15 protein-coding genes, 2 pseudogenes and 1 other annotated feature are annotated in these 12961 nt (G+C 53.4%); of the genes and pseudogenes, 14 read left to right on the plus strand and 3 right to left on the minus strand.

The genetic code is table 11. The features are described 5' to 3' along the window. Window positions 1–106: 106 nt before the first annotated feature. A pseudogene (locus IE091_RS17770) lies at window positions 107–367 on the minus strand (Y-family DNA polymerase); the annotation flags it as partial. Next, window positions 364–813 carry a LexA family protein gene (locus IE091_RS17775; RefSeq protein WP_016915518.1) on the minus strand — a complete coding sequence of 150 codons (450 nt, stop codon included), beginning with the start codon at window positions 811–813 and terminating at the stop codon, window positions 364–366. The gene IE091_RS17775 and the pseudogene IE091_RS17770, both read right to left, overlap by 4 nt. 155 nt (window positions 814–968) lie before the next feature. On the opposite strand from IE091_RS17775, the gene IE091_RS17780 reads away from it, so the two are divergent. The 9 genes and pseudogenes from IE091_RS17780 to IE091_RS18500 all read left to right on the plus strand — a co-directional run bounded on the left by IE091_RS17780 (window position 969) and on the right by IE091_RS18500 (window position 7547). Continuing rightward, a complete protein-coding gene (locus IE091_RS17780) occupies window positions 969–1307 on the plus strand; it encodes a hypothetical protein (protein WP_081138521.1) in 339 nt (112 codons plus the stop codon). A 98-nt stretch (window positions 1308–1405) separates the two neighbouring features. Beyond that, a complete protein-coding gene (locus IE091_RS17785) occupies window positions 1406–2374 on the plus strand; it encodes a DUF932 domain-containing protein (protein WP_016915520.1) in 969 nt (322 codons plus the stop codon). A 124-nt stretch (window positions 2375–2498) separates the two neighbouring features. Further along, complete coding sequence (locus IE091_RS17790) at window positions 2499–2714, plus strand: hypothetical protein (protein WP_016915521.1); 216 nt, start codon at window positions 2499–2501, stop codon at window positions 2712–2714. A 40-nt stretch (window positions 2715–2754) separates the two neighbouring features. Continuing rightward, entirely contained in the window at window positions 2755–3546 is a 792-nt protein-coding gene (locus IE091_RS17795) for an ERF family protein (protein WP_016915522.1), read from the plus strand. 38 nt (window positions 3547–3584) lie between these two features. After that, window positions 3585–4196 (plus strand): lambda exonuclease family protein, encoded by a 612-nt coding sequence (locus IE091_RS17800; RefSeq protein ID WP_016915523.1) that lies wholly within the window; start codon window positions 3585–3587, stop codon window positions 4194–4196. 173 nt (window positions 4197–4369) lie between these two features. Continuing rightward, complete coding sequence (gene radC / locus IE091_RS17805; RefSeq protein WP_443089280.1) at window positions 4370–4783, plus strand: RadC family protein; 414 nt, start codon at window positions 4370–4372, stop codon at window positions 4781–4783. 459 nt (window positions 4784–5242) lie between these two features. Further along, entirely contained in the window at window positions 5243–6160 is a 918-nt protein-coding gene (locus IE091_RS17810; RefSeq protein WP_016915525.1) for a type IIL restriction-modification enzyme MmeI, read from the plus strand. Further along, window positions 6157–7133: pseudogene (locus IE091_RS17815) on the plus strand (IS3 family transposase); the annotation flags it as partial. The gene IE091_RS17810 and the pseudogene IE091_RS17815, both read left to right, overlap by 4 nt. Continuing rightward, window positions 6192–6308 (plus strand) — a sequence feature (AL1L pseudoknot). It overlaps the preceding pseudogene by 117 nt. A 75-nt stretch (window positions 7134–7208) precedes the next feature. Next, window positions 7209–7547: a hypothetical protein gene (locus IE091_RS18500; RefSeq protein ID WP_229800893.1), complete on the plus strand. Its 339-nt coding sequence runs from the start codon at window positions 7209–7211 to the stop codon at window positions 7545–7547. 116 nt (window positions 7548–7663) lie between these two features. Here IE091_RS18500 and IE091_RS17825 read toward each other — a convergent pair whose 3' ends face one another. Further along, window positions 7664–8101, minus strand: a complete 438-nt coding sequence (locus IE091_RS17825; protein WP_016915528.1) for a DUF411 domain-containing protein — start codon at window positions 8099–8101, stop codon at window positions 7664–7666. Between the two features lie 342 nt (window positions 8102–8443). On the opposite strand from IE091_RS17825, the gene IE091_RS17830 reads away from it, so the two are divergent. The 5 genes from IE091_RS17830 to IE091_RS17845 all read left to right on the plus strand — a co-directional run bounded on the left by IE091_RS17830 (window position 8444) and on the right by IE091_RS17845 (window position 12836). Then, entirely contained in the window at window positions 8444–8944 is a 501-nt protein-coding gene (locus IE091_RS17830) for a cupredoxin domain-containing protein (RefSeq protein WP_016915529.1), read from the plus strand. 14 nt (window positions 8945–8958) lie between these two features. Next, the gene (locus IE091_RS17835; protein ID WP_009288249.1) at window positions 8959–9624 is read left to right on the plus strand and encodes a response regulator transcription factor; all 666 of its coding nucleotides are present in this window, start codon (window positions 8959–8961) and stop codon (window positions 9622–9624) included. Then, a complete protein-coding gene (locus tag IE091_RS18505) occupies window positions 9611–10342 on the plus strand; it encodes a HAMP domain-containing protein (protein ID WP_016915530.1) in 732 nt (243 codons plus the stop codon). Before IE091_RS17835 ends, IE091_RS18505 begins: the two co-directional genes overlap by 14 nt. A 155-nt stretch (window positions 10343–10497) precedes the next feature. After that, entirely contained in the window at window positions 10498–10944 is a 447-nt protein-coding gene (locus IE091_RS18510) for an ATP-binding protein (RefSeq protein ID WP_229800894.1), read from the plus strand. A gap of 68 nt (window positions 10945–11012) precedes the next feature. Beyond that, window positions 11013–12836, plus strand: a complete 1824-nt coding sequence (locus IE091_RS17845; protein WP_026001905.1) for a copper resistance system multicopper oxidase — start codon at window positions 11013–11015, stop codon at window positions 12834–12836. Window positions 12837–12961 lie beyond the last annotated feature (125 nt).

Consider the following 12961-nt stretch of genomic DNA (forward strand, 5'->3'; position numbering starts at 1 on the left):
CTCATGGCGTATCCGTCCTATGTTGGTTGTGATCTGGCGAGATCAATCAACAGGATACGCCACCCTCTCTACTGCCCTCCATACACAAGAACTGAGCTTAACTCCCCAGCACCTCGGTTACCCGCTGAGACATGTCTCCATACAACGCATAGTTGCTGGATAGCAGCACAGCTTGGCGGCGCACACTTGGTGGTAGCAGGTGCATGGCAGCCCCCATTTCAACGCCCAGTGCTTTTAACTCGTTAGAGCGGGCGACGACGCAACCATCGTTATTGGATAGTACCCCTACAGGACGACCTTCCAGTGACGGGTTGAAGACACGTTCGCAGGAGACATAGAAATTGTTACAGTCGATCAAGGCCATCATTGCAGCGTTGCCCCTGGAAAGCTGTGAAGCACATGAGTTACGACGCCCCAGACGTGCGACTCACGACCATCTAAAGGAATGGGAGGGTAAGCAGGATTACTTGCCCGGAGATAAGTCCGCTGCCCTACTCGCTCAAGGCGCTTTACTGTGAGCTCACCATCAACACAAATGACGATAATGCGACCTGGTAAGGCTTCGAGACTGCGATCCACCACCAGCAAATCCCCATGATGAATTCCATCACCAATCATGGAGTCTCCTTCAGAACGTACGAAATACGTTGCAGCAGGCCGTTTCACCACATAGCGGTGAAGATCAAGATCGGTGTCCAAGTGGTCATCTGCGGGTGATGGAAAGCCTGCGCGCACGGCACAGGTATAGAGCGGTATGGACTGCGACGCCGTTAAAGCGTCTGATTGTCCCAGTAATGTCACTGGTAAAGTCATGAGCACCTCCATCGATAGCTGTATATAAAAACAGCATCTAAAAAGCGCTTACTTAACGCAATACCTCATCGGCGTATCCCAACCGATTTCAGACCTATATCACTCCTATGCATCCATCCCCATGGAACCTTTTTCCCTTGCATAGGAGCTTCAATATGCCCCCACCCTGTAAGCGTTGTGCATCAACGCGCATGCTGAATCTGGATACAGCCCAGCGCATAAGCGTGGTAGGCAGCACCTTGATTGGCGGTGCTATTGGCGCATGGCGCGCGACGGCCATCTCCGGCCCACTGCCATTGGCGGTGACTCGCTTTCCATTGGCAAAACTGCCTGCCGCCATGATGGGTGCCGTGGCCGGAGGTCAAACCGGCTCACGCATGGCCACCTCGCTGTTTGAGCAGTGGCTGCCAGTTGGCAGCGGGACACCGTGGTTATGCTTGTCTTGCGGCTGCACCTACCGCGACGCCTACCCGCCTTTAGCACCTAACGCTTAACCTATCGTTGTTCGCCCTGTGTGGGGCGAATGATCCGCCTATTCACTTTCGCGCGCTGGCCTTTGGTCGGCGCTTTTTTTATGTCTGGAGAATGACTCATGGCACATCTCGTTGAACAAATGGCTTACGTAGGCGATACCCCTTGGCATGGCCTGGGGCAGCAACTTTCTCGACATCAACCGCTGGAGGTCTGGCAGCAACAGGCCGGTATGAACTGGCATATTGAAGAAGCGCCGGTGCGCTTTATTGCCGAAGGGGCTAGCCACCTGGGCAGCATTCACTCGTTCCCTGAGCAAAAAGTGCTCTACCGCTCAGATACCAAAGCACCGCTGTCGGTGGTGTCACAACGCTATAAAGTGGTGCAGCCCGAGGAGATTTTGGAGTTTTACCGTGACCTGACCGAGTACGCCGGATATGAGCTAGAAACCGCTGGCGTGCTGAAAGGCGGACGTAAGTTCTGGGCGCTAGCCCGTAGTGGCTTAAGCACGTCGCTCAAAGGCCAGGATGAGGTCAATGACTACCTGCTGTTGGCCACTTCCTGCGATGGCACGCTTGCCACCATGGCCACGCCTACCACGGTGCGGGTGGTGTGCAATAACACGCTGCAAATTGCCGTCGATGGCACGTCGCAAGCGGTGAAAGTGCCCCATCGTTCAGAGTTTGATCCGCGTGCCGTGAAGCGTCAGTTAGGTATTTCGGTGTCGCAATGGAATGACTTCATGTATCGGATGAAAACCCTAGCGGAGCGTAAAATCACTCGGCAGGAAGCGCAGCAGTATCTTCAGTCGGTGATTTGTGGGGCAGAGAAGCCGCTGGACGATCCCTCTAAACTGCCCAACTACCGGGCGCTGAATAAGGTGCAGAAGCTCTACCAAGGCGAAGGTCGTGGCGCTCACTTAGTGACCGCCAAAGACACGGCCTGGGGCTTGCTCAATGCGGTTACGGAATACGTCGATCACGACAAGCGCGCACGCAGTAACGATACCCGTATGGATTCAGCCTGGTTTGGTCAGGGGGCACAGCTCAAGCAAGAGGCCTTGGATGCCGCCCTACAGTTGGTGTCGTAGACATCCATACCCCCATTCCCACAAGCGATTCACCGAATGATCATCCTAACCCTCACGGCATAGACGCCCAGCCCCTAAAAAGGCTGGGCGTTTTGCTGTTGGGCTTATACCGCGAGGTACCCGCATGAGCTTTGTTTCTGACGCCATTGAGATGGCGCTCACTCGACTAACCAAACAACTGCTAGAACACGACGCCCACAAAGCAACGTCGCTGGTGTGTGCCCAGGGCGAGTTCTATCGCGCGGAGATACGCCTGGAGCGTATCGATCCCGCTGACATTGCGCGTCACTTACCTGACGTTCCTGCGCTCGTTAATGACGCACCCCATGAACAGGGCTGACCAGCCCGCATTTCCCTCTTCACGTAAAAGGAGGTGCCCTATGGCACAGCGTACTCATGTAGTAAATGCGTCTCCCCAAAAAGGCCCAGTACCTTCCATTCAAGCAGACGCCAACGCTCAGCACTCCCCAAGTTCGGCGGCGCTAGAAGCGCATCCGACGGCTGATAGCACCGCCATTATCCAGGTCATTGAGCGTGCCGCGCTTAACCCGGACGTCGATATCGACAAGATGGAGCGCCTGCTGCAAATGCAGGAGCGCGTGATGGACCGCCAGGCCATGATGGCCTACAGCGCGGCCATGGCAGCGATGCAGACCGAGTTGCCCAGCATTGAAGAGCGTGGGCAAACCAACAACGGTTGCTACGCCACGCTGGAGGATATTGTCGATACCGTTCGTCCCATCCTGCAAAAACACGGCTTCGCGGTGAGCTTCCGTATTCAAACCCAGGAACGCGGTATCCAAGTAACGGGCGTGCTGATGCACAAGGACGGCCACCGGGAAGAGACCAGCATGCTCCTACCTGCGGACATGAGCGGTAACAAAAATGCCGTCCAGGCATTTGGATCGTCTACCAGCTACGGCAAGCGCTATGTGCTGTGCGCCTTGCTCAACATCACCACACGCGGGCAAGACGATAATGGCCAGACCAGCACACGAGCAGCTGTAAAGAGGGTTACGGCCTTTCAAGCGGGGCAGATTCAGCGTTTGATCAGCCAATGCCCGGCCACTACCCAAGAGTGGTTCAGCGGCAAATACGGCGCTGCGGTTCAGGTGCCTCAGGCAGATTTCGACAAGCTCCGTGCATCCCTCACCAAGCGAGCCGTGAAATAGCGGCGCAGCCTGCTCACTCACCGCCTACAGGAGGCGTTATGAAGATACTCACCATGCCACAAGGCTCTCCTGAGTGGCTGGCGGCGCGTCTTGGGCGCGTCACCATGTCAGAACTCAAGGCATTGCTGGTAAACGGCAAAGGCCCCGGTGGGTTGGGTACCGGAGCCATTACCTACATGCACCAGTTGATCGGCGAGCGTGTGACCGGCGAGTTGGCCGAGCCGTTTCAAGGCAACGCCCATACCAAGCGGGGCCAGGAGCTAGAGAGCGTCGCTCGCTCGCTGTATCGCGATATGACCAGCGCACCGAAGCCTAAAGAAGTAGGCCTAATCCTCAACCACAACGTGGGCTACTCACCGGATAGTTTGATCGGCAGAAACGGCTTGCTGGAGATCAAAACCAAGCTGCCTAAGTTCCAAATTGAGGTACTGCTCAGCGGGGAAATCCCCGACGAGCACGTGCCCCAATGCCAGGGAGGGCTCTGGGTCAGTGAACGGGAATGGATCGATTTTGTGAGCTACTGGCCGGGTATGCCGCTGTTTGTGAAGCGTGCTTACCGAGACGAGGCTCTGATCCGCACGATTGCCGAGCGAGTCGAGGCCTTTCATGAAGAGATGGAGCGACGCATCAGCCAAGTGATGGCGGCGTGACTTACACGCTAAACCACAACACTTATTCACTACTAACTACGTAGATGCCGGGGCCACCACTCCGGCATCTTTATTTTTTGGAGGTCATCATGCCCCATAGCAAACTCAAAGCCGGTGAAGTGGCAGGCACCTACTTAGTCACGTCACCGGTCACGGAAACAGACATCATTACGATGGCTAAGCGTTTCGCACGCCGCAAGTTCGCCAAAGGTCGCAAGATATCCCAACCTTCTCAAGCGTTTGAGCACCTGCAGCTGTTGCTTCAAGACTACGAACATGAAGTATTCAGCGTACTATTTCTGGATAGCCAACACCGTGTCATCCGCTTTGAAGAGCTGTTTCGCGGCACCATTGATTCAGCCAGCGTGTACCCACGAGAGGTACTAAAGGCGGCACTCGCTTACAACGCCGCCGCTGTGATCCTAGTTCATAACCACCCTAGTGGTGATCCTGAGCCTAGTGATGCGGATCGGCGTATCACTGAACGCCTAAAAGAAGCGCTTGGCTTGATGGATATTCGGGTGATTGACCATGTGGTGGTGGGGAGTGATGGATGCACGTCATTCGCAGAAAAAGGGTATCTGTAGAAGTTCATACTCGAAGGCACAGGTACTGCCCCAGGGGCAGTACCTGTCTCCAGTGCTCAATTTATTTTTTTGCCTAAGTGCCATTTGTCAGGTGATTTTGCGAAAAAAATGAAGCAAGTTAGATGTTTTGCCAAGTGAGTGGGTCATGACGCAAAGCGATTGAGCTATAAGGCGTTTGCATCAGTGTTGCTCCGATGGACCAGCTCGATAGGTAGAATCAAGCGTAGAGAATAGCTTTCATGAAATGAATACCCAGTCCTTGGAAACCTTCTGTCACTCCGTCATGATAACGCCGGGGTTTGCGTGGCGTTGGTCAGTCAATGACGCGGGCAGCGGGCAGTGTTTTCCGCTCTAGCAAGCCGGTACAGCGTTAATTATCCTGCGATTTGACCGATGTTACCCCACCGCTTGTCGACTAAGTAGCACCCGCCAGCAGTTGAATAGGAAAAACGGCACTCCATGAACGCAGTTGAAATCGAATCCGCCATTTCTGACTTGGCACAACAGCCCTTTGATCCGGCTGAGTTCCCTTATGCCTTTCTGGAAGCTTTTGGCAACAAGGCAACCACTATCAAACGGTTGCGTTCGGGTACGTCGAATAAGTCGGACTTTTCTGGCTCCTGGGGCGGGGTATTGCAGACCAACAATATCCATATCGCGGTGGCGGAGGCTGGTGCCGTTACCGAAACCCTAGCTGCGTTGAAGGTTAGCCCCGCGACTACGCGTGCCAAGGCGAAGTTCGTGCTTGCCACCGATGGTGAGATGCTAGAGGCCGAGGAGCTGGAAAGCGGCGAGACGGTTGCCTGCAAATATGAAGAATTCCCTGACCACTTCGGTTTCTTTTTGCCCCTGGCGGGCATCACTACTGTTAAACAGGTGCGTGAAAGCTCGTTTGATATTCGTGCCACCAGCCGCCTGAACCGGCTGTATGTGGAGCTACTGAAAGATAACCCAAGTTGGGGCACGGAAGAGCAGCGCCATGAAATGAACCATTTCATGGCTAGGCTGATCTTCTGCTTCTTTGCCGAAGATACGGACATCTTTGCCGGTAGCGGGTTATTTACCGACACCGTCTCAGAAATGAGCGCCAGAGATTCTGCCAACACCCATGAAGTGATTAGCGAAATCTTCCGCGCCATGAACACGCGGAAAGAAGAGCATGCTGCTGCGAACATCCCCCGCTGGGCGGGGAAGTTTCCCTATGTAAACGGTGGTCTGTTTTCCGGCAGTGTCGACGTACCGCGCTTCAGCAAAATTGCACGCTCTTATCTACTCCACATCGGCAGCCTGGACTGGACACAGATCAATCCTGATATTTTCGGCTCGATGATTCAGGCCGTAGCCGACGACGAAGAGCGCGGTGCACTGGGCATGTGAAGCGCGCTAATGAAATTCTCCGTAAGGCGGCTGCTTTTTTCGCCCAGGCGGAGCTCGACCGCAAACCCAATTGATGGTGTCATTTATCGACGAGCATCGTGCTCAGTTCGGGGTCGAGTCGATTTGTAGTCAACTGCCAATCGCCCCATCGACGTATTACCACCACAAGGCACTTGAAGCTGATCCTGAACGGCGGGCAGACCGGTATCGACAGGATGCGTTTCTTACCGCTGAGATTCAGCGCGTGTGGGAAGAAAACTTCTGCGTCTACGGTGCCCGTAAGGTCTGGCGGCAACTCCGCCGTGAAGGCGTTAATGTTGCTCGTTGCACTGTAGAACGGCTCATGCGCCGCCTAGGAATTCGCGGCGTGGTGCGAGGCCAACGCCCCTTCACGACCCTCAGTGATCCCGGCCAGAAACGGGCACCTGATTTAGTGAAACGTGACTTTACGGCTATGCGTCCTAATCAGCTTTGGGTAGCCGATTTTACCTATGTCGCTACCTGGTCTGGCTTCGTTTACGTTGCGTTCGTTATCGATGTTTATGCACGCTGTATCGTGGGTTGGCGTGTAGCGACGTCGATGAGAACGGCACTGGTGCTGGACGCTCTGGAGCAAGCTCTGTGGGCACGAAAACACAGACAAGGGTTGATCCATCATAGTGATAGGGGAAGCCAATATCTCTCGATCCGCTACACCGAGCGTATGGCTGACGAGGGTATCAATGCCTCAGTCGGCACCACCGGCGACTCCTACGACAATGCGCTGGCTGAAACCATCATCGGCTTGTTCAAAACGGAGGTGATCCATCATCGTGGCCCATGGAGGGGACTGGATGCCGTTGAGTATGCCACGCTGGAGTGGGTTGACTGGTTCAACAACCGCCGACTGCTGGAACCCATCGGAAACGTTCCACCAGCAGAACGAGAAAGGACGTATTATCGTCAACTGGAAGAGTCGGGTGAAGCTGCTTGACTCAAACAAACCGGTCTCCGGAATAACCGGGGCGGTTCAGACCGGGAGGGGCAGCGGCTACCTCAACAGGGTGATGTGGACAACTATTTGCAGGCGGTGCCCGGACAAGCAGCCTCGGTGACGGGGTTTACCAATTTTTTAAATCGCCAACATGCCACCACACTAGCCCCTAGAGTGGATGAGAAGCGAGTAAGAAAACGGCGGAAAGAAAAGTTGGCTCGCTCCATGATGAAAATGGCGAAGTGTGCTGATCAAGGAGAGGGCTGGAGGGAGCAATGGATCGTCACAGCCATGGAATATTTTCATGACAAGAAATTGTCCAAAAAAGCACTACGTCGTCAGACCATAGAGCTTTCAGGAGACGGGGTACAGGTGACCATGAACGGTGTGAGCTACTGGCTGCCTGCTTTATAAAACCATCATCGACTCCCACTAGCCGTCTTAAGTGGCTTTTAGTGTCAAATACATGAGGAGCTTAGCCAGCACCTCATGCAGGACAAGGGAGCCTAGTAATGACATCAAAAAATCTACTACAGAGTCATAAACGAATCGTCTTTGTGGTCAGTGAACATATAGATTTCGTAAGGCTCACCCTGAGGCCCTGGCATGCCTGGTGTACCAATGGGCATCCCTGCTAGGCCGATCCCACCTATGTCAGGTTGTTCTTCAAATAATGCCTCGACCGCTTCCATCGGCACGTGCCCTTCAATCCAGTAGTCACCTATTTCGATGGTGTGGCACGACCCCAAACCATAAGGGACGCCAGCCTTCTGTTTGATATCGCCGAGCTCAACGTTATCGACAATGGTTACATCGACTCCCAGCATTTCCAAGTGGCGAGCATATTCATCACAGCATCCGCACTGAGGATTTTTGTACAGTGTAGCTTCGTCCGGCAGTGCAGCCTGAGCCGATGTAGCCCCGAGAGCCAAAGCAATTGATAGAATAGTAGCGTTAAGATGTTTCATGAACGGCCTGCCCTCGTTGTGTGGCTAAACAAGTATTTTGCGAGCGACGCGATACCTAAGCCTACGAGCAGAAGAAAAAACAGCGGCATCAGCCAGCCGTACCAGCCCATTGAGCTCATAAAAGCTAAGCAATCGGCATTCATCATGGTAAGCCTCCGATCAAGTCAGTTAGAAATTACGTCCTAAGTTTACGACTCTAGGGCTACCTCAAGGTCAAGCCTTGTAACCTTGTGAACAATGAAAAGTTGCTATGGATCATATTCTGCCCGCTGGGTTCAGGCTCGTTTCAGGTTAACACCGTATAAATAAGCAGTGACAACAACCCTTTTGAGGTAAATGACCATGCGCAACACCATTTTAACAACTCCTTTGCTTGCTCTTTCACTAAGCCTAGTAACAAGCGCGGCATGGGCTGCGCCCGGCCATGGCGGCGGTGACAGTGGCCTGACCGACGCTGACGTTGACCGCACGATCACTCTTGATGCTGGCGATATGTGGTTCGACCCTGAAACGCTAGAAATGGCGGCGGGTGAAATTGTTAAATTTGAAATCACCAACACCGGCAATTTAGAACATGAGTTTGTGATTGGTAGCAAAGAAGCCCAAGAAGAACATCGTCAAATGATGCTAAACATGGCCAACGGCGGAGGCCACGATATGTCGAATATGTCACACGGCGGCGGTCACGATATGGCCAGCATGGACATGGCAGGTGTCACCATTGCGCCTGGTGAAACCGGGACTTTATTATGGAGTGTCCCTGACAATGTTAACGAGCTAGAGTATGCCTGTAACATTCCTGGTCATTATGAATCCGGCATGTACGGTAATTTTTCTCTCTAATCTGACGCAGACCCATGAAACTGTTGCTACTCGAAGATGATGATTTGTTAGCAGAAAGCTTGGCAGAGAGTCTCAAGGACAACGGTTACCTGGTTGATTTGGCCGCTTCATTGAAAGCGGCCAAGTCGCTGATGGCAACCGAGGATTATGAGCTGGCTATTTTAGATGTCGGTTTGCCCGATGGGTCGGGGTTAGATCTTCTCGCTCATTGGCGCAAGCAGAAGCGCAGTACGCCTATTTTGATTTTGACGGCGCGCGATACCTGGGAAGATAAAGTTATCGGACTTGAAACCGGAGCCGATGACTATCTCACCAAGCCTTTCCACGAAGCCGAACTTATGGCTCGCCTGAAGGCCTTGTTGCGTAGGCAGTCTGGTCAGTTATCTCATGTGATTACGCTTAACGGTGTCTCGTTGGATGAGGCGGGTCAACGCGTGTGCTTAGAAGGAGAAACGTGGCGTTCGCTAACAGCAACGGAGTTTCGATTACTGCGCTACTTAATGCTTCATCCAGACCGTATTCACTCGAAAGATCAGCTACTAGAGCAGCTCTACGCCTTGGATCAGGACGCTGCCGCACCTAACTTGGTGGAAGTCTACATCGCTCGTCTGCGCCGTTATCTCGGTAAATCAGTCATTCAAACGCGACGTGGTCAGGGGTATTTCTTTGCTTCACATTGATAGACGCAGTTTACGCATTCGGCTACTCGCATGGTTAGGCGGCGTCGCGCTACTGGTGGTGGTCACCACGTGGCTATTGCACGGGATCTTTTTACAGAGCCTGGCAAGGGATTTTTTAGGTGAACGCTTACAACGTGAAGCAAACCACGCGGTCGCGCAGCTAGAGCAAGACCAAACGGCTGTACCGACTGCGCTCGACTCGGTTAGCCAAGGCTATCAAGTCTTTCATCATCTCTACGTACTCCGTTTCAATGGCTCGGTCAGCGCTTCTGACCCGCAATGGCAGCAACAGCTGGCTCCGTTGCTAGATGAGAGCGGCGATGCCCTAATAGATGTGAATCGCGGAACACAGCACATGCTCGTCTATCGCCGCCATTTTGAGTGGCAGGGCACGCAGGGTGTGCTATTGGTGGGCGAGGATTTTTCCCAAGTAGAATCAGGGCTTGCAACTTTACACTGGTGGGTCGGTGGGATCGCCGCCGTGCTTTTAGGGATGCTCATCATACTCAACATGCTAGCGGTTAACCGTGGACTCATACCACTCTGGCAACTGCGCCAACAACTTGAAGCATTGCGATCAGGCAAACGTGATCGCTTGTCATTAGTAGCCCCTTCGGAGCTAGATGAATTAGTCGACCAGTTGAACTGGTTCATGGACGACATTGATCTTCGTCTGAAGCGCTCGCGAGAATCGGTCGCCAACCTATCACCGCATTAAAAACACCGCTGGCAGCCGTTACTCAAGTACTGCGTGGCAACCGGCCTATTGATGACAACCGGCGCCATAAACTACTCAGCCGTATTGAAGACATTAACGCCCAGTTGGATGCGGAGCTGCGTCGTTCACGTATTGCAGGCCCTAATGTGGGACGAATGGCCAACGTTACTCGTGATAGCTTACGGCTGATTGAGATGTTCCGTAGCCTCTATCCTGAGCGTATGTTCGACCTGACTCACTCAGCACGTGAGGAAGAACAAGTTCCCATTGAATCTCACGATTTTTCAGAAATATTAGGCATCGTGCTTGATAACGCAGGAAAATGGTCGAGCAGGCGCGTTCTTTGCGATATTGCAGTCACTGTAACTGCACTTACGCTAACTATTGATGATGATGGTCAGGGCGTTGCAGAAGAGGAACTTTCACGCCTGGGAGAGCGTGGTACACGACTGGATGAGCGCCGTCCTGGCTACGGCTTAGGCCTTTCGATTCTTGCACAGTTAATCGTCCGCTACTCAGGTCACTCTCAGTTTGAACGAAGCCCACTGGGTGGTTTACGAGTGACGATTGCTTTGCCCTTGACGGCTGAAGTGGTCAATTAATCATCATTCAGCTTTGATTCAGCTTCTTCCATCAAGATGGTGCTATTCACCATTGATGGGAGTTACACATGGCACGCTCAAGTATCATTTCTCACCCTCTTTCTCGTCGGCAAGTGTTAAAAGGAGGCGCTGCCTTAGGCTTAGGTTCTGCTGCAGCAATGGGGTTAACTCCCGCCTGGGCAAACCCCTGGGGCCGTACCAACGTCTATGCTCAGGGCGTTGAAGAAGGGCCCGAGGTATCGCTGGCGATCCGCCGTGAATCGTTGCCTATTGACGGACAAGAAGCCCAACCAATTACCATTAACGGTACCAGTCCTGGCCCGCTGATTCGTTTGAAAGAAGGTCAAGACGCAGTACTGCGTGTCACCAACCTGCTGGACGAGCCCACCTCCATCCACTGGCATGGTCTCATTCTACCGCCGGAAATGGATGGTGTGCCTGGCGTTAGCTTTGCAGGTATCGCCCCTGGTGAAACCTTTACCTACCGTTTTCCCGTCCGTCAGAACGGTACCTACTGGTACCACAGTCATTCCGGTATGCAGGAGCAGCTTGGCCATGCAGGGCCATTGATTATCGACGCTGCCGAGCGTGAGCCTATCCGTTACGACCGTGAGCATGTGTTACTGCTCACCGACTGGACTTTTGAAGACCCGATGTCGGTGTTCCGTAATCTGAAAACCATGGAAGGCTATTACAACTTCCAAGAGCGCACGATTGCTGACTTCTTTGCCGATGTTCGTAACAACGGTTTTGCTCAGACCGCTGAAATGCGCGGCATGTGGGCTCAAATGCGCATGAGTTCGCGGGATATCGCCGATGTCACCGGTAGTACTTATACTTATCTTCTCAACGGCTATTCTCCTCAAGAAAACTGGAATGCCTTGTTCAAAGCTGGTGAGCGGATACGACTACGCGTGATTAACGGCTCAGCCATGTCTTTTTTCGATGTTCGTATACCTGGCCTGAAGATGACCGTGGTGGCCGCTGATGGACAACCGGTGCAACCCGTTCCTGTTGATGAGTTCCGTATTGGCGTGGCTGAAACCTACGATGTGCTGGTTTCACCTGAAGACGACCGGGCATACACCATCTTCGCCGAAGCCATGGATCGGAGCGGCTATGCACGCGCCACGCTAGCTCCACGTGAAGGCATGCAGGCGGAGATTCCTGAACGCCGTCAAATTGCAGACCGCGGTATGGAAGCCATGGGTGCCCACGGTATGGGCGGTATGGATCACTCCAACATGGCGGGGATGGATCACTCTGGCATGTCCAACATGTCGGGGATGGATCATTCCAGCATGGCTGGGATGGATCACTCCGGTATGTCCAACATGCAAGGCATGGATCACTCTACTATGGGGGGGATGGCAGCCGAGCAGGCCAAAATAGGCGCAAATGGTTTGCTTCTCGCCGGTGAAGCTCAGCCGGGCTCTCGCTATAACCAGGCGGGAATCGGCATTGATCCTGACGAACGACGCGTATTGGTTTACCGGGATCTCAAAGCGTTCACACCATGGCCTGATCGCCGTGAGCCAGGCCGTGAGCTTGAGCTGCACCTGACCGGCAATATGGAGCGTTATATGTGGTCGTTCGACGGTAAGAAGTTTAGCGAAGTGACCGGCCCTATTCATTTTGAGAAAGATGAGCGGCTGCGCCTAATTCTGATTAACGACACCATGATGGAGCATCCTATTCACCTCCACGGTATGTGGATGGAGCTAGAAAACGGCCAAGGGGAATTGATACCACGCAAACACACCCTAAATGTGAAGCCCGGTGAGCGCGTATCTGCGTTGATCACCGCAGATGCAGAGGGCAGTTGGGCGTTCCACTGCCACCTTCTCTATCACATGGATGCTGGCATGTTCCGCGTTGTTCAAGTTTCTTAAGGAGGCAGTATGAAAATTAAGGTTCTTCGTCACTTCATGTGGATTTGGCCTGATCGAACAGGCGGCCCACCGGGCTGCCAATCAGGTAGATCATGGCGATGAAGTTGGCCTCGTTACGGTAGCCG

This window comes from Vreelandella hamiltonii, from assembly GCF_014651775.1.
Taxonomy (GTDB): Bacteria; Pseudomonadota; Gammaproteobacteria; order Pseudomonadales; family Halomonadaceae; genus Vreelandella; species Vreelandella hamiltonii.